General features: G+C 55.3%; 17 protein-coding genes. 4 read left to right on the top strand and 13 right to left on the bottom strand.

Annotated features, from left to right (window positions below; all coding sequences use genetic code 11):
* Positions 1–138 precede the first annotated feature (138 nt).
* Positions 139–2,181: an alpha/beta hydrolase family protein gene (locus tag HMJ29_RS10365; protein ID WP_171591411.1), complete on the top strand. Its 2,043-nt coding sequence runs from the start codon at positions 139–141 to the stop codon at positions 2,179–2,181.
* A 141-nt stretch (positions 2,182–2,322) separates the two neighbouring features.
* On the opposite strand, the gene HMJ29_RS10370 is transcribed toward HMJ29_RS10365, so the two are convergent.
* The 4 genes from HMJ29_RS10370 to HMJ29_RS10385 all read right to left on the bottom strand — a co-directional run bounded on the left by HMJ29_RS10370 (position 2,323) and on the right by HMJ29_RS10385 (position 6,559).
* Positions 2,323–2,691: a hypothetical protein gene (locus tag HMJ29_RS10370; RefSeq protein ID WP_171591412.1), complete on the bottom strand. Its 369-nt coding sequence runs from the start codon at positions 2,689–2,691 to the stop codon at positions 2,323–2,325.
* Positions 2,692–2,762: 71 nt separating this feature from the next.
* Positions 2,763–3,137, bottom strand: coding sequence for a PH domain-containing protein (locus HMJ29_RS10375; RefSeq protein WP_171591413.1), 375 nt, complete (start codon positions 3,135–3,137; stop codon positions 2,763–2,765).
* A gap of 138 nt (positions 3,138–3,275) precedes the next feature.
* Positions 3,276–5,639 (bottom strand): M1 family metallopeptidase, encoded by a 2,364-nt coding sequence (locus HMJ29_RS10380; RefSeq protein ID WP_171591414.1) that lies wholly within the window; start codon positions 5,637–5,639, stop codon positions 3,276–3,278.
* 308 nt (positions 5,640–5,947) lie between these two features.
* A complete protein-coding gene (locus HMJ29_RS10385; RefSeq protein ID WP_171591415.1) occupies positions 5,948–6,559 on the bottom strand; it encodes a HupE/UreJ family protein in 612 nt (203 codons plus the stop codon).
* Between the two features lie 848 nt (positions 6,560–7,407).
* On the opposite strand from HMJ29_RS10385, the gene HMJ29_RS10390 reads away from it, so the two are divergent.
* From HMJ29_RS10390 to HMJ29_RS10400, 3 genes are all read left to right on the top strand, one after another.
* Complete coding sequence (locus HMJ29_RS10390; RefSeq protein WP_171591416.1) at positions 7,408–8,091, top strand: hypothetical protein; 684 nt, start codon at positions 7,408–7,410, stop codon at positions 8,089–8,091.
* A 124-nt stretch (positions 8,092–8,215) separates the two neighbouring features.
* On the top strand, positions 8,216–8,659 hold the full coding sequence (locus HMJ29_RS10395) for a hypothetical protein (RefSeq protein ID WP_171591417.1): 444 nt from the start codon (positions 8,216–8,218) through the stop codon (positions 8,657–8,659).
* 14 nt (positions 8,660–8,673) lie between these two features.
* Positions 8,674–9,237: a hypothetical protein gene (locus HMJ29_RS10400; protein ID WP_171591418.1), complete on the top strand. Its 564-nt coding sequence runs from the start codon at positions 8,674–8,676 to the stop codon at positions 9,235–9,237.
* An 86-nt stretch (positions 9,238–9,323) separates the two neighbouring features.
* Here the strand turns inward: HMJ29_RS10400 and clpB are convergent, their stop codons facing one another.
* The 9 genes from clpB to HMJ29_RS10445 all read right to left on the bottom strand — a co-directional run bounded on the left by clpB (position 9,324) and on the right by HMJ29_RS10445 (position 21,115).
* Positions 9,324–11,942: an ATP-dependent chaperone ClpB gene (gene clpB, locus HMJ29_RS10405; protein ID WP_171591419.1), complete on the bottom strand. Its 2,619-nt coding sequence runs from the start codon at positions 11,940–11,942 to the stop codon at positions 9,324–9,326.
* Between the two features lie 148 nt (positions 11,943–12,090).
* Positions 12,091–12,651 carry a DUF4142 domain-containing protein gene (locus tag HMJ29_RS10410; RefSeq protein ID WP_171591420.1) on the bottom strand — a complete coding sequence of 187 codons (561 nt, stop codon included), beginning with the start codon at positions 12,649–12,651 and terminating at the stop codon, positions 12,091–12,093.
* Positions 12,652–13,134: 483 nt separating this feature from the next.
* Positions 13,135–13,860 (bottom strand): NADPH-dependent F420 reductase, encoded by a 726-nt coding sequence (locus HMJ29_RS10415; RefSeq protein WP_171591421.1) that lies wholly within the window; start codon positions 13,858–13,860, stop codon positions 13,135–13,137.
* Positions 13,861–14,024: 164 nt separating this feature from the next.
* Positions 14,025–14,489: a hypothetical protein gene (locus HMJ29_RS20335; RefSeq protein WP_216634042.1), complete on the bottom strand. Its 465-nt coding sequence runs from the start codon at positions 14,487–14,489 to the stop codon at positions 14,025–14,027.
* A gap of 50 nt (positions 14,490–14,539) precedes the next feature.
* Positions 14,540–15,109 (bottom strand): hypothetical protein, encoded by a 570-nt coding sequence (locus HMJ29_RS10425; protein WP_171591422.1) that lies wholly within the window; start codon positions 15,107–15,109, stop codon positions 14,540–14,542.
* 369 nt (positions 15,110–15,478) lie between these two features.
* A complete protein-coding gene (locus HMJ29_RS10430; protein ID WP_317240696.1) occupies positions 15,479–16,603 on the bottom strand; it encodes a hypothetical protein in 1,125 nt (374 codons plus the stop codon).
* Positions 16,604–16,973: 370 nt separating this feature from the next.
* Positions 16,974–17,681 carry a metallo-beta-lactamase gene (gene bla, locus HMJ29_RS10435; RefSeq protein ID WP_171591424.1) on the bottom strand — a complete coding sequence of 236 codons (708 nt, stop codon included), beginning with the start codon at positions 17,679–17,681 and terminating at the stop codon, positions 16,974–16,976.
* Between the two features lie 360 nt (positions 17,682–18,041).
* On the bottom strand, positions 18,042–18,779 hold the full coding sequence (locus tag HMJ29_RS10440; RefSeq protein WP_171591425.1) for a glycosyltransferase: 738 nt from the start codon (positions 18,777–18,779) through the stop codon (positions 18,042–18,044).
* A gap of 47 nt (positions 18,780–18,826) precedes the next feature.
* Complete coding sequence (locus tag HMJ29_RS10445; RefSeq protein WP_171591426.1) at positions 18,827–21,115, bottom strand: DUF6311 domain-containing protein; 2,289 nt, start codon at positions 21,113–21,115, stop codon at positions 18,827–18,829.
* Positions 21,116–21,399: the final 284 nt, after the last annotated feature.

Here is a 21,399-nt window from a genome sequence, read left to right on the forward strand (position 1 = left end):
TATGGCTGTTGGGAGTTTGGCTGTGTAAATTTCTTTGTGTCAATCTCTCTTATCTGGTAGTATCTTTAGAAAGTCAAGCATTCTAAAGCGCAACCAGCGGGTGCTAGGCCAGTCTTTTGCTCTCATTTCTTTCCGTTGATGAAAAACCTCCTACCCTTACTGGGGCTGCTGCTACCCCTCGGCGCGGCCGCACAAACTACCAACCCACACCCCCTCACGGCCCGCGACTTACAGCAGCTCCGTGACGTGCGCGATGCCCATTTCTCGCCCGATGGCCAATGGGTAACCTACGTGGTGAGCCAAGCCGATACCGCCGCCGACAAAGGCAACGCCGACGTATGGATGGCCCGCTACGACGGCTCCCGCAACTTGCGCGTAACCACTAGCCCCGATAATGAAACGGCCCCGCGCTTCTCACCCGATGGCCTGTACCTGAGCTTCCTGTCAAGCCGCGGAGAAGGGGAGGAGGGCCACGCCCAGCTCTGGCTGCTGAACCGCAATGGCGGCGAGGCCGAGAAAGTAACCAAGCTGAAAGGTAGCGTATCTGACTACGTGTGGGCGCCCGATGGTAAGCGCCTGGCCCTCATCATCCGCGACGCCGACCCCGATTCTCTCACGGCCGTGCAAAAGGCCAAGAAGAAAACGCCACCGGTGATTGTAGTAGACCGGTTTCAGTTTAAGCAAGACGTAGATGGCTACCTCAACAAGCAGCGCCAGCACCTGTACGTGTTTGATGTAGCAGCGCGTAAGCTGTCAAAGCTTACCTCAGGCATTTATGACGAATACTCGCCCTCTTGGAGCCCCGACGGCAAGCAGCTGGTGTTTGTGAGCAAGCGCGGCGACGACCCCGACCGCCACGATAACTTTGACCTCTACGCCATGGAGGCTACCCCCGGCGCCCAGCCGCGCCAGCTCACCACCACCGACGTGGCCGACAGCGCCCCCAGCAACTGGAGCGGCCGCCCCGTGTGGAGCCCCGATGGCAAGCAGATTGCCTTTGTGGAAGGGGGCCCCAAAGACCAACTCGTGTATGGCCTGCACCAGTTGGCCGTAATTCCGGCTACTGGCGGCACGCCTAAGCTGCTCACCAGTGGCCTAGACCGCAACACCCTGAAGCCGCAGTGGTCGAAGGATGGCAAGAGCCTGTACTTCCTGCTCGAAGACGACCGTGCTCAGGTGCTGGCTCGCGTGCCTGCTTCGGGGGGCAAAGTAGAGCGGGTGCTGGATGGGAAGCGCGAAATCACGGAGTTTGAACTGGGCCCCAAAGGGCAGGTGGTAGTAGTAAACAGTGAGCCGCTGCTGCCCGATGAGGTGTTTGCCTTCGAGAAGAAAGATCTGCGGCCGCTTTCCAAGCAGAATGATGCCTGGCTGAAAACTGTGCAGCTGGGAGCTGTAGAGCCTATTCAGGGCAAGAGCAAGGATGGCACCCTCGTGAGTGGTTTCCTGGTGAAGCCCGTGGGCTACCAGGCGGGCCAGAAGTACCCCACGGTGCTTCGCATTCACGGCGGACCGGTGTCGCAGTTTGCGTACAGCTTCTCGCCGGAGTGGCAGGTGCTGGCGGCGCACGGCTACGCGGTGGTGGCCAGTAACCCCCGCGGCAGCTCCGGCCGGGGCCTGGAATTCAGCCGCGCTATTTACGCCGACTGGGGCAACAAAGACTCGGAAGATGCCCTATCAGTGGTAGACTACGCCGTACAGCAAGGTATTGCTGACCCTGCCCGCCTGGGTGTGGGGGGCTGGAGCTACGGTGGCATCCTCACGGACCATCTTATTGCCCGCGACAAGCGCTTCAAGGCGGCCACCAGCGGCGCTGGTATTGCCAACGTGCTGGCCGGCTACGGCACCGACCAGTACATCCGCGACTACGAAACGGAGCTGGGCACGCCCTGGGAACACACCGATGTGTGGATGCGCATTTCGTACCCCTTCTTCCATGCCGGCCAAATCAGCACGCCCACGCTGTTTTTGTGCGGTGAAAAGGACTTCAACGTGCCCCTGCTGAACACTGAGCAGATGTACCAGGCCCTGCAGAGCCTGAAAGTGCCCACCCAGCTTGTTATCTACCCTGGCCAGTTCCACGGTATCAATAAGCCCAGTTACGTGAAAGACCGCTACGACCGGTACCTGGCTTGGTACGACAAGTACCTGAAGTCTGGCACTACTACTGCCGGCGGGCAGTAAACCAAAGCAGTCTAACCTAAGAGCAATGGCTCAGCCTGCTTTCATAAGCGGATGCTAGATGAAGCATAGTATTTATATAAAAAGCCCCATTGCAGATATGCAACGGGGCTTTTTGTTTCCGCAGAGTGGCCTAGGCCACTATTACATTGGGGGGGCAATAGCTAATTGAGGCACATCATAGGTGGTATAAATGGCCAAGCACATACGGGGCGCTGCCTCCTCTGGAATGACTTTTTGGAGGCTGAAGGTTATGGTTTGGCCAGCCTGAAAGGGAGTATTGTCTAGCGTAGAGTAGGTGCCAAATACGTTGGAGTAAGCCCTGTTATTATAAGTAACAGGCCTGCCAACAGCTGGCCCATCGAGCAGCTGAATCAGGGTGCCGTTGCAGCTCTGGCCAAGTACCAGGCCATGCGCTACGGCTACCGGAAGTTCACCGGCATCTTCCTTCTTGCAGCCACTCAGCATGCTGAGAGTAGAAAGTCCTAGCAGGGTTGAATAAAGAATACGCATAGTTTGGGCGGGTAGCGGTGTAGCTGTAAGAGCCGCCGAGGTACGCTGAAGTTGCATGAAGGCCACTCACCCTAGACCGCAAACTGGCTTAAAGCGCGGTACACGTCATAAATATTCTTGTCGTTGCGGAAGGTTTTGCTGATGGGCTCCGTTTGGCCCCGCACCCAGATTTTCAGTTCCGCATCCAGATCAAAATGGCCGGTGGTTTCCATCGAGAACCGCTCAATGCTCCGGTACGGCAGGCTCAGGTATTCACGTTTCTTGCCTGTTACGCCCTGCTTATCTACCAGAATCAGGCGCTTGGTAGTAAACACCAGCAGGTCGCGGATAACGGCGTAGGCGTTGCGCACTTCTTCGCCGGGCGCCAGCAGCTGGCTTAGCTCCACTTGAATTTCCTGGGCGTTAGTTTCAGAAGCGTTACCGAGGAGGGCATCGAGAATTCCCATGAGGTGGTAGGTTTAGGTGATGATGAAAGGAGAAGGAAAGCTACGATTCATCTGGAATTACAAGCGTGCTATTGGACGTGCTAAAATAAAAACAGCCGGACCAACTGGCCCGGCTGTAAAAACTAATAAAAAGAAAGCTTAGTTGCCGCCACCAGCACCCGTAGCGCCACCGCCCTGCTTGGGCTGCTGCGACGATACGTTGCGCTGCATGGGGTTTTGGGGAGCCGGCTGCTGTTGCTGCTGAAACAGCTCGAAGCGGGAAGGCGCCAGCTTGCGCGGGAATCCGTTGTTCGAGAGGTCTGTGTCAGCGGTTTGCAGGAAGGGGTCGAGGGTGAACGATGCTACGGGCTTTTCGGTGATGAACACCTTGGTTACCTCAGCGTTGTTGCGGCGCCAGATTTCGGCCGGAATGTTCACTACTTCATTGGTGCCATCGGTGTAGGTCATCTGAATGATAACCGGCATCACCAGGCCACCCAGGTTCTTCAGCTCAACCTGGTAGAAGTTCAGGCCCTTCTTCAGAATTTCCTGCTGCTCAGGCTTGAGCTTGGATACGTACTGCTGGTAGCGCGCCTTATCGCTTTCTGACACCGCCAGCGGGTCGTAAGCGTTGTAGAAGTCCTTCAGCTCAGGCTTTTCGTCTACCAGCGTCTTGTTGATGTCCTGCAGGTTGCGCTGCTGGGAGAGGCTCTTGGGAGCGGCATTCATCTCCTCACGACGGGCCGCATTCTCAATGTCGGGGTTCTTAGAGTCAACTTTATACCACTGCACGTTCTCAATGCTGAGGTCAGTATGCTCGGTGCTGTAAAACCAGCCGCGCCAGAACCAGTCAAGGTCAACGCCGGAAGCGTCTTCCATGGTGCGGAAGAAGTCGGCGGGCTTGGGGTGCTTGTAGGCCCAGCGCTGGGCGTAGGTTTTAAAAGCGTAGTCGAAGAGCTGGCGGCCCATTACGGTTTCGCGCAGGATGTTCAGGGCCGTGGCAGGCTTGCCGTAGGCGTTGTTACCCAGCTGCAGCACCGACTCTGAGTTGGTCATGATGGGGTTCTGCAGGTTCGGGTTCATGGCCATGTACGGCACAATCTGAGCCGGCTCGCCGCGGCGCGAAGGGTAGCCTCTTTCCCACTCCTGCTCCGTGAGGTACTGCATAAAGGTGTTCAGGCCTTCGTCCATCCACGTCCACTGGCGCTCATCGGAGTTCACAATCATCGGGAAGAAGTTGTGGCCTACCTCATGGATAACCACTGAAATCAAACCGTACTTCGTGGCCGAAGAGTAGGTGCCATCTGCCTCAGGACGGTAGCCGTTGAAGCAAAGCATGGGGTACTCCATGCCGCCAATGGGGCCGTGCACGGAAATAGCCACCGGGTACTCGTACGGGATGGTGAACTTTGAGTACGTTTTGAGGGTGTGAGCCACCGCCTGCGTAGAGTACTGCCCCCAGAGCGGGTTAGCCTCCTTGGGGTAGTATGACATGGCCACCACGGGCTTGCCTTCTACCTTCAGACCCATGGCATCCCAAATAAATTTACGCGAAGAAGCCCAGGCGAAGTCACGCACGTTCTTGGCCGAGTACACCCAGGTCTTGGTATCCTTGGCGCGGCCTTGCTCAGCCTTGGTAGCTTCGTCCTGCGTCACGATAACCACCGGCTTGGAAGAGGCCTTGGCCTGATCGAAACGCTTGCGCTGGGTGGCGCTGAGCACCTGATCGGGGTTCTGCAGGGTGCCGGTGGCGCCCACCACGTGGTCGGCGGGGGCAGTAATAGCTACGCGGTAGTCGCCGAAAGGTAGCGTAAACTCACCCGTGCCCAGGAACTGCTTGTGCTGCCAGCCGTTCACGTCGTCGTAAACGGCCATGCGGGGGTAGAACTGCGCAATTTCGTAGAGGTAGTTCTTGTCCTGCTCGAAGTACTCATAGCCCGAGCGGCCACCCGTTTTCTTCTGATCGTTTACGGTGTAGTGCCACTTCACCGTGAACGTCACCGACTGCTTGGGAGCCAGTGCCTGGGGCAGGTCCACGCGCATCATGGTGTAGTTAACGGTGTAAGGCAGCTGCTTGCCGGCACCCTTCATCCGGATGTCGTCAATCTTGAACGAGCCGTCGAAGCCCGTACGCTGCAGGTATTCCAGCGTCTGAAACGACATTTTCTCCCGCAGCTCAGCCGTTTGGGTGGCCTCCGTCATGGAGTTAGGCGCGTAGATGTTTGCATCAAGCTGCAGCCACAGATAGCTGAGCTTATCGGGCGAGAGGTTAGTGTAAGTGATATCCTCGGTGCCGCTGATGCTCTGGTTGGCATCATTGAGCGTTACCCGGATGTTGTAGTCGGCGCGCTGCTGCCAATAGTCGCGGCCCGGCGCCCCTGAGGCGGTGCGGTACGTGTTGGGCGTGGGCAGCTCCTGGCCGAGCTGGGCAAACTTATCGGTGCCGGAATTGGTGTTCTGCGCCAGCGCCGGAGCGGCTAGCAGCGCCACCAGCCCAGCGGCCAGCAGAGTAGGTTTCAACATAATATGAAAAGGGGAGTGAAAGACGCCGAAAAAGAAGCGAAGATACTGATCTGCCGACTGATATCCTCGCGTGCCGCGAAAGACACCGCGCGGCGAAGTACGTTGCACGGATAGAAGTGAAATTGCGAAGTAGTGAGGGGCGAAGAGGTGATGGAGTAATCAACCAAAGAAAGGAGAGGAGGGTGCCACCCTTCCGACGCCGGAAGGTAACAGCAAGGTGGGGCGAGATGGCAGGCCAGTGGTATGGGTAGGAGAGAATGCCTTCCTCAGCGCACAACGGGAGGGCTAGTGGCCTGGAAACCTCGTCACTATATCTGGCCCAGAAGCAGCACCAGCGCAATACCAAGCGCGGCACCACTGGTGACCAGCAGCCAGTCGCGGCGGGCGGCGTTGAAGATGCGCAGCACTATAAGGCCCAGCAGCAGGATAAGGCTGACAATAAGCAGCTGGCCCAGTTCAACCCCGATATTAAAGGCCAGCAGCTCCAGCACTGGGCGGCTTTGGTGGCCTAGTAGCTCCCGCAGGTAGCTCGAGAAACCTAGGCCATGAATAAGCCCAAAGGCTACGGCCAGCAGGTTAGGCAGCGTGAGAAGTAGGGGCCCAACGGTTTCGCGCCGGTTGGGGCTGATGCGGGTGGTAGGGTGGCCCGCCCGCAGCAGATTGGCTAGGCAGGTAAGCAGAATAGTAATGGGAATCAGAATCTCAATAAGCTTGGGTGAGTAGTTCACCACGCCCATAGTAGACAGCGCCAGCGTGAGCGAGTGGCCTACGGTAAAGCTCGTGACCAACGCCACCACGGGTTTCCAGTCGCGCAGCACGTACGGCGCGCACAGGGCCAGCAGGAATACCATATGGTCATAGGCCCCCAGGTTGAAGATATGGTAGAACCCGAGCTGCAGATACGTTTGGAATACCGACATGCGGCAAATCTACACGACCTGCGGAATTACTGCGCTTTTGCAAAGCAACTACCGCTATTGAGCACCTACGCTACCTGAAGGCTTGCCCCAGATTTACGCAGAAATCATTCAGGTAAAGCGAGGCTTCCGGCCAGGTCCTCTGGCCTAACGCAAGCGCCGAGTTGTGCTGCCTGAACCTGAACCATGCCCAAGCCAATAGGGGCGGGAGATGTCTTGAAAACAAACTTGTTGACTACGTCTGACATTACGCCCTGCCATAAGATTACAGTGTTGGTTCTTGGTTTGTGCTAACCATCATAAAGGACAATTTTCAGAAAATCAACGCTGCTGGCATTTTTGGCGTCATAGGCCTGATTTTTTCAGTGCTTTCCACATAAAAATGGGAGATAGATAAAGCTGACTGGGAAAAGTAGTCCTAAAAAAAGGGGTATTGCTATTGCAACTTGCAATCTTTCTATAGTGCATACATTTAGTAGGAGTTAAGTTGTTGTGTGATGCATAAAGATATAGGGTGTTATCACGGAAGAGTGGTATATGTTTCCTGGTCTTGAATGGCTATTTGCTTTAATAATAATACGTGTTGGCTATTTTCTTACTGAATCAATGAGCGTACTTTTGCTGAGGTAGTCAGTAGCCGGTACATCCGCAGGAGTGCTTAGAAATAACAGGTTGCTTGGCAAATTTATATTTCATAGTGAGGTTGATAAACTCGAATTCTTCCCATGCAGTACCAAAATAGAGTTTGTTCCCGAGAACGGATATTTTCTGTGCCCCCATTGCGCTGCCAGTCTCTCTTCAGGGACTTTATTAGTCACTTTCATGTCAGGTGGCTAAGTATATTTCTATTGGTGCTGGTAAGCGCTAGGCATCCTGGCCTAGCTCAAAAGCTACCTGCTGGTTCTAATGGCGCAGGCTCAACCGGGGCAGGAAGCTATGGGCTAGACCCTAACCTGGAGGAGCAGTATCACCAGATTGTTCGTTCTCAAGTGCAGGAAACGCAGCTCTGGAAGTTGGGCCTCAATGATGTTGACTCTGATGTCAGACGGTTTAGCTACGGCGTGTACCTGATTTATGAGCGCAAGATCACGCCTGCTTTCGCCCTGCTGGCTGAGCTAAACCCCGGGTCTCAACCTGTATTCCGGTATGTTAATGATCCGGCAACTATGACGCTGCAGCGCTACAATGCCCGGTATTTTAGGTTGGGCACACAGGTAGCTGGCCGCTATTATTATAATCTCAGCAAGCGCATGCAGGAGGGCAAAAGCGCCAATAATTTCTCCGCCAACTACTTCTCCGCTCAGCTCGGGACCAATACTTCCTATACTCCCTTCAACGAGAACCAGCACTACAATGCCAGCACCCCGGCCCTAAGCGCCCGGTATGGCTTGCAGCGGCGGTTAGGGCCATATGGGTTCGTAGATGCAAACTTAGGACTAAACCTGAACCAGGTAGTGAGTGCGCTTGGCAATACCAGCTACATCGATAGAGTACTGACCGGGGAGTTTCGGATAGGCCTAGCAGTTGGCAAATAGTCAAGCGCTATTGTAATCAGAGAGTAAGCATATTTTAGAAAAATTCGAAGGTGAGGGAAATGGATGTAGCACGTAGGTTGCTGTCTTGCGCACCATTTTGTCTTCACCTCACTGTAGCTATACTATGATAAAACCGTTACTTATTAGTGGCCTGGTATGTTTGTTTGCCGGGGCAGCACTAGCCCAATCGCCCACCACCAACCTCCCCTCCGAGACGTTCAAGCAGCGCCTGCGGGCGCAGTACCTGCAGAACGACACGGCTCAGGCCATTATTAACCTCTACAGCACCCGGCAAGGTGGAGGAGCCGGCTGGCTCACTGCCTCTGCCCTTAGTGCCGGGCGGGCTGCCGCTTCCGGAGCGGGTGGTGGTACTGTGGCGTTGGTGCCCTTTGTGGCCTACGGGGTAAGCAAGCTGGTACGCTTTAGCAATAAGAACCTGGAGCAAACCCTCACCGCATACGCTGCTGGTCAGCCGCTCCCGCGCAGCACGCGCCGGAGGCTTAAAAGTCGCTTTTTCGCACAGCCCATTATTCAGTATACACCCGTTCAGGCTACGCCCGCCAAGTAATTAACTCTCGTGTTATGCTAAAAACACTTGTTCTTCTGGTGGTGCTTTGGGGCGGTACCACCACCCTTTTCGCCCAGACTTCTGCAGCGCCCGTGCAGTCACCCGTTGCCTCCCCCGACTCAGGCGCCGTGCTTTTGTACAACGGATGGTACCTACCCCGCTTTCAGCCGAAGGGCACCGAAGCCGATACCACCGGCGCGCTGCTTTCCATGTTTCGCCGTCGGCGTGCTGCTGGTTGGTTGTACACAGTGCCCTTTATTGTGGGCATGTCGCTGGCCCTGCCCATTTCTTCTACGGATAGCTACGGGCAAACTACGGTAGCCGAAGAGGCCATTTCGCCGCCTTTAGGCACCGCCATACTCGGTGGTACAGTAGTGGGCTTCATCATGCACGCCACCATGCTGAACAAGGCACACTTGCGCGCAGTAGACCTGGCCTACGCCGCGGGTACGCCCATTCCGGCCAAATACCGGCGTCGGCTCAACGCCAACCACTTTGCGGAAGCAGCGTATTTGCGTGAGGCGTTACGCCAGCAGATGGAACGTGAGCACCTCCGAACTCAGGTTACGCCCCGCTAGGCCACTTTTACTGAAGTGAATAGCTGATAACATAAAAAGCCCCGCCGACACATAGTGCCAGCGGGGCTTTTCTGCTACGTTAGGGGCTATCCTACGGTCGGCATCTCCACGTTCACAAAGCGAATGTGCTCATCTTCCAGCACGGCTTCTACCACGGCGTCCTTGCTCACGCGGCCTGAGAGAATGTCTTTCGACAGCTCATTGAGCACCAGGCGCTGCAGCACACGCTTGAGTGGCCTAGCGCCAAACTGCGGGTCGAAGCCCTGCTCGCCGAGGTAGTTGAGTACTTCGTCGGTGGCTTCCAGCCGAATGCCGGCTTCCTCCAGGCGCTGCTGAATCTGCTTGAACTGGATGTCCACGATTTTGCGGATTTCCTTGCGCTTGAGGGGCTGGAACATCACAATCTCGTCGATGCGGTTCAGGAACTCAGGGCGCATGTGTTGCTTCAGGCGCTCTACTACTTCCTCGCGGGTGCGGTCCACCACTTCATCGTGGTTGTATTCATTCAGCTCCTTGAAGTTCTTCTGAATGATGTCGGCACCCGTGTTGGAGGTCATGATGATGATGGTGTTCTTGAAGTTTGCCACCCGACCTTTGTTGTCGGTGAGGCGGCCGTCGTCGAGCACCTGCAGCAGAATGTTGAACACATCGGGGTGGGCCTTCTCGATTTCGTCGAGCAGAATCACCGAGTACGGCTTGCGGCGCACGGCCTCGGTCAGCTGCCCACCTTCGTCGTAGCCCACGTAGCCGGGAGGTGCCCCAATCAACCGCGACACAGCGTGGCGCTCCTGGTACTCGCTCATATCAATGCGCACCATGCTGTTCTCATCATTGAACAGGTACTCAGCCAGGGCCTTGGCCAGCTCGGTTTTACCCACGCCGGTAGTACCCAGGAAGATGAACGAGCCGATAGGCCGCTTAGGGTCCTGGAGGCCAGCCCGGGAGCGGCGCACCGCATCCGAAATAGCCGCAATAGCCTCGCTCTGGCCCGCCACGCGCTTGCCCAACTCTTGCTCCAGGTTCAGCAGCTTCTCGCGGTCCGACTGCAGCATCTTGCTCACCGGGATACCGGTCCACTTAGCTACTACCTCGGCAATGTCCTCAGAGGTTACCACTTCCTGCAGCATCGAGCCGCCATCCTTGCCTTTATCAGCTTCGGCCTGGGCCTGCAGCTCTTTCAGCTTAGCTTCGGCTTCCTGAATCTTGCCGTAGCGCAGCTCCGCCACCCGTCCGTAGTCGCCCTGGCGCTCGGCCTGCTCGGCTTCCAGCTTGTAACGCTCAATGTTCTCTTTCTCCGTCTGAATGCTGGTAAGGGCCGATTTCTCGTTTTCCCACTGTGCTTTCAGCGTGTCGCGCTTAGCAGTCAGCTCGCTGAGTTCCTTGCTGAGCACAGTTTCCCGGTCGTGGTTTTCCTCCCGGCGGATGGCTTCGCGCTCAATCTCCAGCTGCATGATGCGGCGCTGCACCTCGTCCAGCTCCACCGGCATGGAGTTCAATTCAATGCGCAGCTTAGCGGCGGCCTCGTCCATCAGGTCAATGGCCTTGTCGGGCAGGAACCGGTCGGTGATGTAGCGCGAGCTTAGCTCTACGGCGGCAATTACGGCGTCGTCGGTGATGCGCACGCCGTGGTGCAGCTCATACTTCTCCTTGATGCCGCGCATAATGCTGATGGCGTCTTCCGTGCTCGGCTCATCTACCATCACGGCCTGGAAACGGCGCTCCAGGGCTTTGTCCTTCTCAATGTACTTCTGGTACTCCTTGAGGGTAGTAGCCCCGATGGAGTGCAGCTCACCACGCGCCAAAGCAGGCTTGAGCAAGTTAGCCGCGTCCATGGCACCTTCACCGCCGCCGCCAGCCCCAATCAGGGTGTGCATCTCGTCGATGAACAGAATGATCTGGCCTTCGGAGTCGGTTACTTCTTTGATAACGGACTTGAGGCGCTCTTCAAACTCGCCCTTGTACTTGGCACCCGCAATGAGCAGGCCCATGTCCAGCGACATGATGATTTTGTCCTGGAGGTTTTCGGGCACGTCGCCGGCCACAATGCGCTGGGCCAAGCCCTCCACAATGGCGGTTTTACCCACGCCGGGCTCACCGAGCAGCACGGGGTTGTTCTTGGTACGGCGGCTCAGAATCTGGAGTACGCGGCGGATTTCCTCGTCGCGGCCGATAACCGGGTCCATCTTGCCAGTGCGCACCTGCTCATTGAGGTTGCGGGCGTAGCGGTTAAGGCTCTGGTACTGGTCTTCGGCGGTCTGCGAGGTCACCTTGCGGCCCCCGCGCAGCTCTTTAATAGCCGCTTTCAAGTCCTTTTCGTTGAAGCCGGCGTCCTTCATCAGGGTAGCCACGGCGTCTTTTCCGCCCAGCAGCCCCAGCAGCAGGTGCTCTACCGACACATATTCATCGTCGAACTCCTTCAGAAAGCCGGTAGCCCGTTGCAGAGCGGCGGCGGCTTCGTTAGAGAGGTAGGGCGAGCCCCCGCTTACTTTGGGGTAGCCCGTTACAAGTGCATCAAGCCGAGGCGTGAGGATATTGAGGTTCACGCCCAGCTTCTTGGCCAGAAACGACAACACATTTTCGTCGCTCTGGAAGAGGCCCTTCAGCAGGTGGCCCGTTTCAATGGCCTGCTGCTGATTGCCCCCGGCAATTTCAGTGGCCTTCTGCACGGCCTCCTGTGCCTTGATCGTATAGTTATTGAAGTTCATGGTTGCTAAGATCTAGGTAGGTGCTTCGGGTTAGGAAGTTCTACGAGATGCTTAGCAAACGGGGTGCAAGTATTAATTTGCTGACTTTTTGTCTGAGTTATGGTTTTTTATATAGATTTTTTATGACATATTTTCAGTGTAATTTAAACTATAGTGTGGTCACAATGGATTTTAGTAGGGTCTGAGCATGCTTGTAGTGCATACGAACTACTTTTAGCATTGGCTTTAGCCAAGCTTTGTACTCAGGATCTTGGGCTTCTTTGTAAGCCTTATTGAACATCTCGACAGCCATTTTATGGTCAGCGACCATCATCTTGGCGTAGCGGCTGTCAATCTGATTCGCAGGTAGCCACTTTAAAGAGTCTATCTTCATCAGGTGCACCCTCATCATAGTATCAGGTGGCACCATGCCTTTACGCCGCATTAGCTTCCGGTATTCTTCGTTAATAGCACTGTGCTCCTCTATCATAAGTGCAGCGTACTTTTTTACAGAAGAGCGGATTGCGCGTTGCGCAGCTACTTTACCTAGCTCAACTTCAAAAATGCCAGCACTGCCAGCAATGGGCATGAACACACAGCCAAACTCATCTAATGGGCAGGTAGATGTGCCCTTAGCAGATGTTAATTCTACTCTGTTTTGGTTGTTACAATTCAACAGTGAAATAAGGCTTAGAATACAAACAAGCGAGTAACAAAATGTCTTTACCATAACTGTGTGTTTTAATTAATAGTTGGAGTTCCCCAACCATGGCTAAACAGGGGCAGGAATTTGTAGTTAAGTTTTAAACTTTAGAATAATAGGGAGGAAATTTGGTCACTTTAAGTTTCTTGCTCGGTGCAATATTGAATGAAATTTGTGCCGGCGTGACATTGTGTTGAAATTTAAATAGTGCATCTATGACACTTGCTAATCCAAACCTGTGCCTGTAGAATTAGAGTGGCGAAACAAATACCCCACCACCCACAGTCCCGCGAAAACGGTATTCAGCACAATAATCCAGAGCACACCCATATTCAGCGCAGGCCGCAAGACGGCCTGGGCCACGAACGGAACGGCGAACTGCGCAAATGCCGATGCTGGATTCTCTTACCGAATAAGCGTCAACAAAAGAGCCCTAGCAACTGCTAGGGCTCTTTTGTTGACGCTTAGAAAATTAGCTGACTTGCAGGGCAGCCAATTTGGAGCTAGCTCTTACAGCTTGACGCCTTGCGCCTCTAGCTGTTTTTCTGATGCAGCTTGATTGGTCGCAAATTCAGCGTACTGCTCGGGTGTACGCTGGGTGCCCAGGCTAGCCAAATGCTGCTTCACTTCGGCAGTCGGTAGATCGGTGCAGTACAGGGGCGAGCCGGGTTGCTGGCGCCACGACTCGTGTAGGCTGCCGCCATCCACGGCATCGAAGCCTAGCTCTTCCACCAGGGCCATGGCTTTCTGCTTGGCTGCGGCATCGTCGCCGGCTACCGTTAGGGCAATGCGGCCGGGCGTGCCGGCGGGTTGGCCGTTGTTTTCGAGGTTAGCGGCGAAGATGTTGTTGAACACCTTCAGCACCGGGCGGCCCAGGTGCTGCTGCACCCATTCGCTTTCGGTCAGGTCGCCGGTTTCCAGCTCCGGAATTTGGCCGTCGCGCAGTAGGGGGTAATAGTTGCTGGTGTCGATGACCGGCACGGTGGCGGGTACGCCCTCAAACAGGTCTTTGGGCAGGTCGGGGATATTCTTCAGCGGAATGGTTACCACGATTATGTCGGTGCCGCGCTGGGCCGCTTCCTGGGCCGTTACGGGGGTAGCGCCCGTTTTTGCGGCTAACTCTTTCAGCGTTTCGGGGCCGCGGGAGTTGGCAATATACACCGAGTGGCCTAGGCTGGTGAGCCGCACGGCCAGGGCGCTGCCAATGTGGCCCGCCCCAATGATTCCAATGTTCATACGCAGGTAAGTTGAGCGAGTGGTTTGTGAGCTGCTTTATGTAAAGCGCTTCGTTCGTGCTAAGACCACCTGCTCATCCGGATTGTTTCGTTCATGAGCCGTACCGGCAGTGAGCAAGCTCTAGCCCTTGCAGTTACGGTTAAGCAACAAGACACCCCGATAACCTAGGCCAGTTGCCGGCCCGAATGCAAACCGCTGCTACCGGCCCGCCGAAACAGTACCCCCGCTGCCACCCATAACCCGGCAAAAACAGTGTTTAGCACAATCACCCACAATACTCCCAGGGTAAGCTCAGGCCGCCAGATAGCCATGGCCACAAACGGAACGGCGAACTGCGTAAGCGCCATAGCAAACATGGCCCTGGCCATGCCGTGCGGCTGAAGTTTCGCCAGAACGGCCCCGCTGAAGCCCACGGCCAGCACCCCGGCGTAGAACAGGTTGGCGGGGTTGTCTTCGCTGCCGATGAACCCTACGGCCAGGTTGCCCCACACGAGCAGGAGGGATGCGGCTACCGCCACACCCACGGCCAGTTTGTAGGCACCGTTACGGCTCCAGCTCGCTACCAGCAGATATAGGAGCCCGGCAATGAGCAGCAGGATGCCAACCATCACAACTTGGGAGGTGGTCATATGATTAGTAAATGAGATTCAGAAATAAAGCGGATCAGCAGTGTGCCTCCCTAGGCCAGTTGCTGGGTAGATCCGGTAGCATTGGCACGGCGGAATAACCAACCCGAAACAGCCCATATAGCAGCAAAAGCGCCATTAGCTACCAGCACATTCACCAAGTGAACGTTGGGCTCAGCCGCGGTACCCGTAGGCTTCCAGACAAACAGAGCTACAGCCGTAACCACGAGATACGTAAGCGAAGCCGCAAACATGGCATTTGACATACCCAGAGGCCGGAAGCGCGCCACGAAGGCCCCAATGAGGGCAACCGCCAGCACCCCCACATACAGGAGGTTGGCGGGGTTATCTTCAGTTCCAACCAGGCCTACGGCCATATTTGCCCAGAGAAGCAGGAGGCCTGCGGCTACCCCTAGGCCAGCGGCCAGGCGGTAAGCCGTGTTGTTACTCATGCGTGCAATCAAGACGAATGCAAGGCCCGCGCCAAAGAGCAGGATGCCAGCGGCCACAAAGTCGCCGGGGCTCCAGAGCATACCCGGTACAAACAGTTTGGCCGCAAGCGGAATAAGCAGCAGTAGGCCAGTGCCAAGCGCAACGCGCAGAATGCTTTTAGTGAGTGTCATGCTAATGCTGGGTTTGATGGACAGCGGAAAAAAACTCTTGAAAATTGAGGTAGCTGATAGAGGCAACTACTACTGGCTTGGGCTGGCTTGTGTAAAAGTGCGAGAGGGGAAAACCTTCACAACTGCTTCCGGAGGCCGTGCCCACCAGCGGTGCGGTGATTCAAGTAGATCAAAGGAAATAAAAGAACTTTGTATTTCAAAGTAATGAATCTGTCTTTCTTTAGCTCAGCATAAATGCTTCAGGGAAACGTGCTTTAGTAAGCTATAAGGGGGGCAAGGCAACAGTTCAGCACAGATAGGCAGTGTAAAAGCTATACAGGAGCGCTACTGATGAAGCCGTTGCAAGAACAACCTGTGAAGGGCCTGGCGTTACCTGAACCCAAAAGCCACCGGGAAAACAAACAGTACCAACATAGCCCAAACGCCATAAACCGGCAGAAAGGAAACTAGGCTGTTCTCAACGCTGCTGATTTGTTTGCGGCCCTGAGCCGTTCTGAGTAATTGATAGGTAACTGCCAGTAGGTTAGTTAACATTAAAATGTTGCCGCCTAAAACGGCTATTCTGTTAGGCGTAATGCCCCACTCTGAAATGCGGAACAGGATAGCGGAAAGTGCGATGCCGTTTACCAGTATAGTTACCACAGATAGGCCTAGCAGCAACAGATTCCCGAAGTTGTTGCGAGAGCTTTTGGAGGCTTCAGCAACGGAAAACACAATAAGCGCCATTACTCCAATCAGGAGCAAATTGAAAATCAGGAGAAACTCTCGGTTGTTGTAAGGGTCTTTGCCCGCATAAATCACCGCCGCCAAATAAATAACCAGCATCACTAACACCAAGGGGGTAAATATTCTCGCAATTACCGGCGATACTTTGCTCACCAGCTGCGGGTTGGTCTGCACCAGATAGGTCCCGACGATTGGGGCCGCCGCCAGCCCCCACACAACGATGTATTCCACGTAAAACCGCTCTATCCCGAGGCCAATAAGCCTAAACAGGCCTATGGTGATGCCACTCATCAGGGCGCCGGCTATCAGGATAATAGTGGTCATGACCACTAAGTCGCCGTTGTAGCGGAGGAAGTCCAGGCGCTTAGGGGTGCTGTTGGGAGCATCTCCTAAATACGTGAAGCCCAGCACGGCCCACAGCAGCAGGGGCAGATGAATACAGGCCAGGATAAACGTGTCGCTCTTGTCGTTTCGGGGTAACAGGTTAATGTAAACCGCAGAGGCTACTATGATAACAGCCGCTAAAACAATGGTTTTGGCAGGGAGCTTTTGTTGCCAGGCAAAATAGATGGTCAGTAACGGGAAAACTATAAAGCCAAGGTTGCGAGGGTAAAAGAACTCGGGGTCAATGGAGAAGATAACCGGGATTTTGGCAATAAGTCCGGCCGCAATGGCCGCTAGTAGTACAAATACTACGTCCTGAGCAGAACCCCAGGAAACGCCCTCGTTTTCGAAGTTGAGGCGCTCATTCCAGAATTGCGCAAGCATGTTTTCCTGAATACTAGGATACACCGCATTAAACTCTCGCTTGAACGCAGCTCTATTATCCCGGTAGAGCTTTTCCAGGTGCCTGGGGTTATCTAAGTTGTTTATGACATCCGCTTTCATCTGGGGTGGGGTTAAATTGTACGTAGCTATTGGCAGCGCAGCCGCACCTGGCGCTGACTCGGTTTCTGAGGGCGAAGTAGTTACTCCTGCTGTTGCTGCTGCTGTTCCTTGAGCGCTTCGCGGAACTTCTTCTCCGCTTTCGCTACATCATCCAGGTACCCTTGCCGGTCAATAAAGGGGGCCACGGGGTCGGTGGCAGTGGCGCGTTCTTCAGACTTGCGATTTAGGCTAAAGGCACGGGCGTGAGAGGTCAGGTAATATCGGTGGGTGGGCTACGCAGAACGTTGAAGCTGTGCTCAAATTCGGCCCGGATGCCTGGGTAAGCCTCTGGGGCAACAAGCGAGGCGGTGGGCAATACCACCATATCAGTAGCCAATACGGCCAGCAGCTCCCGCCCCTTATCCTGCACCGGAAAGCCCCAGGTGGTACAGCCTGGCGTGTGGCCCGGCTCGGGGTGGGCCGTGAGCAAGATGGGCCCCAGCCGGATCTGAGCCCCATCCTGAAACCGATAGTCTACGCGTGGTGGGGGGTAAACCAGGCCGAGGTGGGCCAGTACTCTGAAGGAACCACTAGTTGGGTCAGTGGCCCCGCCAGATTCCAGAATGTGGGCGTCTTGCTCATTAGCCCACAGCTTCGCCCCGGAAGCTTGCTGAAGTGCTGCTAGGCCACCCGCGTGGTCGAAGTGAGCATGAGAGTTGAGTAAAATTTTTACGGCCCTGATGTTGAACCCTAGGGTAGCAATGCTCTTTAGAATCATGGGGGCCGTGCCGGGGTAGCCGCCATCAATCAGCACGTGGACTTGGGGGCTAGTGAGCAGGAAGGAGGTTACGTCGCGGGTGCCTACATAGTAGAGGTTGCCAGCAATCCGGAACGGCTTCCGGGGGAGCTGGCCACCATGGTCAGAGGCCTCTTTCCATTTGCTTAGCAGAAACACAACGCCCAAGGCAAGCACGGCCATAGCCCCTAGCCATTTGCGCCGCCTGTGGCACCTGCCAGTTTGTGGTTTCGCTGCTGCCATGAGTACAGTGGCTGAAGTGGTGTAGGCTGCTCTAGTAAATACGTAAGTGCCGTAAAAGTACTTTGTATTTCAAAGTATGCAAACGTATTCTTATAAATTTTGTTTTTGCATCGTCTGAATCAGGAGAATGGGCCTCTGTACTGCTTATAAAGGGTAGCTGCAGTCATCAGGCTTGGTATGGTGCGGCTGAGCGCCGGCCTAGTGGGCGTAAGTTGGGGTAGCAAGCACCGTAGGGATAAGGCAGTTGCCGGAAAGAATAGGTAACAGTGGAGTATAGGCAACTGATACGCTCATGGCTTCTTACCGAAGGGAGTTCAAGCGTCGGCTGTTTTTACCAATAATTTTTAATAGGTTGAACCCTTCAGTGGCCAGTACCCGAGGATTCATGCGGGAAAAGATAATGCCCGGCTTGAGCTGTACTGGTACGGCAGCTACCCGTAACTGCGGAATCCGGGCTGAGCGGAACAGGAACTCGAGGTCAAACAGGTACCGATCAACCTGAGTTTGCAGAAAGAGAACCTTACCTTTTGCGTTAAAGCCCTTGATACCGCACTGCGTATCGGATACGGGCAGCCGCAGCAAATAGCGGGTGCAAAAGCGTAAGGTGCGCGAGATACCCGTTCGGATAGCGGGCACTTCGGCGTAATAGGCATCATCGCGCGCGCCCACTGCAATATCGTAGTGCTGGTCCGCCAGCTTCCGGAACACCGCCGCCACACTATCTTCTTGGTAGGGGAAGTCAATATCAGTGAACAGACAGTAGGGGTTATGGGCTTGCTGTACCCCATAACGCAGGGCGTAGCCTTTGCCCCGATTTTCGTTATAGGAAAGGTAGTGGAACTGGGGCAGCGCTGAGCGCAGTAACGCAATGTCAGCCTCAGTAGGTGGCTTAGAGGAGCCGTCGTTCACTACGTACACCGTAAAATCAGCCTCTGGTAGGCGTTGCTGCAGCTCCTGCAGGCAGGCAATGAGGTTGGCTGCCCAACCTTCCGGTGGATTGTAGCAGGGAAGAACTAAGTCGGTGGAGATACGCGGCATACGAGGAAAGCAAGAGCGCCAGATAAAGCAGCCTGCCGGTGGTGGGGTTAGTCCTGCAAAGGAAGGTTGTTTTTGGTTGGCCTACCCGACGCCAGGGTTTCGTACACATCAGCATACAAGGGCCTGATAAGTACATCGGCCGCTTCAAACGTTTCCCCGTCTATATATACTTCCAGCCGGTTAGTTGGCTTTTGAAGCCGGGTACTTAAGGCAATACGCAGCCACCCATGGTATACATCGGTGGCCCGCGCTACCAGTATCTCCTGGTTTCTCACTTCCTGGCCTGTTTGCCCATCCCATTCACGCAGGTGCAACACGGGCAGGCTTTCCATGCCCACGGAGCGCATCCACACGGAGGCCTCGTATGTAGTGGTGTCCTGGGCCTGGGGTACCGGCCCATTCCAGAGCACTAAGTTGCCGGAGCCGGCCTGGCTGGGGTTGCCCAGGGGGGAGCGTCCCGTGGGGTGGGCCCACGATTGCACGCGCACTACATCGAGGCGGGGTACGTAGCTGGTCATGGCACTAAGAGCGGCTATCCGGGCCGGCTCGGCATTCAGGGCTGCCAGGGGCAACTCATAGAGGGAAGCCCGCTTGTCGGAATAGATCAGCTGTGCTTTGCTTACCAGGTTCTGTTCGGGCTTGCTTAAGGGGTGGGGCGTTACCAGCAGCAGCAAGGGCTTCTGGTTAGGAAAGTCGTGCAGTACTTCCTTTGGTATCACGTCATGGCTGAACAGCTGGAGAACCGCGCCCGAGCGGCTCCGCGATGCCCGCGACATAGAGGCCGCCACCAGGGGCAAACCGGTTTCAATGGATGAGCGCATTGATTCGTACTCCGAGCTGCCGCCACCCATTTGCTGTACTTCTGACCCAATCAGGTAAAACGGCATCGGCACAATAGCCTGATAGTTGGTAATGGGGTGGTCCCAGCCCAGGTGGGTCATGTAAGAGTCCTGGGGGTGCATAAAGTCTTGGGTGATTTCGAGGCCCGAAACCCGTTTGGCAAACTGTGCCGTAGCGTTTCGGCCTTCCCAGCCCCAAATAACAATGAGCAGCACCGCCAACGACAAGGCAAACCGGCCCGCCCTCCTGTTGCGCAGGTAGCGGAAAAGCAGGTTGAAGTAAAAAACTACGTATACCGTGTAAGTGTAGTAAAACACCCACGCAAACCGGCCAATGGAGCGAAACTGCTTAAGTGGCTTCATGTATTCTAGCAAATCAGCCAGCCCCCAGATAAAGGGCACACCACTACCAAACAGGGCGCACAAAATACCCGCGAATAGGCCAATGCGCAGCGGCAAAGGCAGCACTGGCTTCAGAATCAGGCCCGGCCGCCGCCGAATGAGGTACTGCACTACCCGGACAACAGTCAGAAGCAGCGCGACCAAGCCAATGAGTCCCACGTAAGCCCAGCCTTCCCAAATCTCCGATGGTTCGGCTTTAAGAGCGGTTTTCCAGAAGCCTCGCAGGGGTTCGAGTACTGGGTAAAAGATGCTGGCAAAGCTCGCCCGATAGAAGAGGAACCCCCACGGCGAGGCCGGCCGATCAGGGATGTTATCGGTAAGCAGCATAAAAAGCTGGAATACCCCTACGGAAAGCAAACCCGCTACCATAACGCGCACCGCTAGCCCCTTAGAGTAGGAAGAGGCCTTGTTATGCTGCAGCAAAGCCACCAGCCCGTAGGCCAGGGCGAGCAACGCTGCCATAGTAACCCAATAGGGGTGCAATAGGCCCCCTAGAAAACCAGCTGCCACGTAAAGCGCTAACAGCCAACCGCTACGCGCTTTGGTGCTGTCAAAAGCGTTAATAAGTATGTACCAGTACAACGGAATAAGAAAGCCGTATGATAGGCCAAAGTGCCCCAGAATACGCTCCAGCTGAGGCGACATGAAGCTGATGAGGAGCGCCCCAATTACCGCGGGCCACGCAGGAACCAGGTTAGCCCGCAGAATGCGGTACAGCAGCAAGCCCGAAATTGGAATAGCCCAAAGCATAAGGCCGTTCATAAACCCCAGGCCAGAGTCAGGCAATGGCAGCCCAAGCTGCCGCCAGCCAGCCAGCAGCATGGAAAGCAACGGCTGCCCATCGGAGTACACCACATGGTCGCCGTAGGGGTACATCATCCCCTTGAAGTGGGTGCCCTGGCCCCACAATACATGGTATAGGTAGGTATAGTTGTTTTTGAGTCCGTCGCCACCAGAGCTAAACAGGTAGGAGCCCGGATGGAGGAAAACATCTTTAAAGGCAGCCTTGAGGAGGAATAGCGCAACAACTACCAGTACTATTTCGGGAAGCTTACGGCGGAGAAACGAAGTTACTTTAGGTAGCCAAAGAGACACGACTAGCAGATAAAAGATACAGGAATGCTACAAATATAAGCGTACCAGCGTGTCTGGATAGAAGCCAACGCTTCGTACCGGTGAGCGGCAAGCGGCCTTAGCTTGTATCAGCCGGTGCCCGTGCTGCGCTGAGCGAGCTGAGCTGCTCTTCAAATAGTTGTTGCTACTCACAGCCACTCACACGCTAGTGGCATGGTGGCAGCCTGTTAAGGAATTGAGGCAACCCTGTATACCAACGGGATACTGGGTTTGCCTACGCAAACCCCTGGTGAGCAGCCTGGTAG

Origin of the sequence: Hymenobacter taeanensis (assembly GCF_013137895.1) — a bacterium.
GTDB lineage: Bacteria > Bacteroidota > Bacteroidia > Cytophagales > Hymenobacteraceae > Hymenobacter > Hymenobacter taeanensis.

Bases quoted from the DNA above. Each gene is read 5' to 3' on its own strand.
- HMJ29_RS10365 (WP_171591411.1), top strand. From the start codon at position 139: ATGAAAAACCTCCTACCCTTACTGGGGCTGCTGCTACCCCTCGGCGCG.
- HMJ29_RS10370 (WP_171591412.1), bottom strand. From the start codon at position 2,691: ATGCGTATTCTTTATTCAACCCTGCTAGGACTTTCTACTCTCAGCATG.
- HMJ29_RS10375 (WP_171591413.1), bottom strand. From the start codon at position 3,137: ATGGGAATTCTCGATGCCCTCCTCGGTAACGCTTCTGAAACTAACGCC.
- HMJ29_RS10380 (WP_171591414.1), bottom strand. From the start codon at position 5,639: ATGTTGAAACCTACTCTGCTGGCCGCTGGGCTGGTGGCGCTGCTAGCC.
- HMJ29_RS10385 (WP_171591415.1), bottom strand. From the start codon at position 6,559: ATGTCGGTATTCCAAACGTATCTGCAGCTCGGGTTCTACCATATCTTC.
- HMJ29_RS10395 (WP_171591417.1), top strand. From the start codon at position 8,216: ATGATAAAACCGTTACTTATTAGTGGCCTGGTATGTTTGTTTGCCGGG.
- HMJ29_RS10400 (WP_171591418.1), top strand. From the start codon at position 8,674: ATGCTAAAAACACTTGTTCTTCTGGTGGTGCTTTGGGGCGGTACCACC.
- clpB (WP_171591419.1), bottom strand. From the start codon at position 11,942: ATGAACTTCAATAACTATACGATCAAGGCACAGGAGGCCGTGCAGAAG.
- HMJ29_RS10410 (WP_171591420.1), bottom strand. From the start codon at position 12,651: ATGGTAAAGACATTTTGTTACTCGCTTGTTTGTATTCTAAGCCTTATT.
- HMJ29_RS10415 (WP_171591421.1), bottom strand. From the start codon at position 13,860: ATGAACATTGGAATCATTGGGGCGGGCCACATTGGCAGCGCCCTGGCC.
- HMJ29_RS20335 (WP_216634042.1), bottom strand. From the start codon at position 14,489: ATGACCACCTCCCAAGTTGTGATGGTTGGCATCCTGCTGCTCATTGCC.
- HMJ29_RS10425 (WP_171591422.1), bottom strand. From the start codon at position 15,109: ATGACACTCACTAAAAGCATTCTGCGCGTTGCGCTTGGCACTGGCCTA.
- HMJ29_RS10430 (WP_317240696.1), bottom strand. From the start codon at position 16,603: ATGCTTGCGCAATTCTGGAATGAGCGCCTCAACTTCGAAAACGAGGGC.
- bla (WP_171591424.1), bottom strand. From the start codon at position 17,681: ATGGCCGTGCTTGCCTTGGGCGTTGTGTTTCTGCTAAGCAAATGGAAA.
- HMJ29_RS10440 (WP_171591425.1), bottom strand. From the start codon at position 18,779: ATGCCGCGTATCTCCACCGACTTAGTTCTTCCCTGCTACAATCCACCG.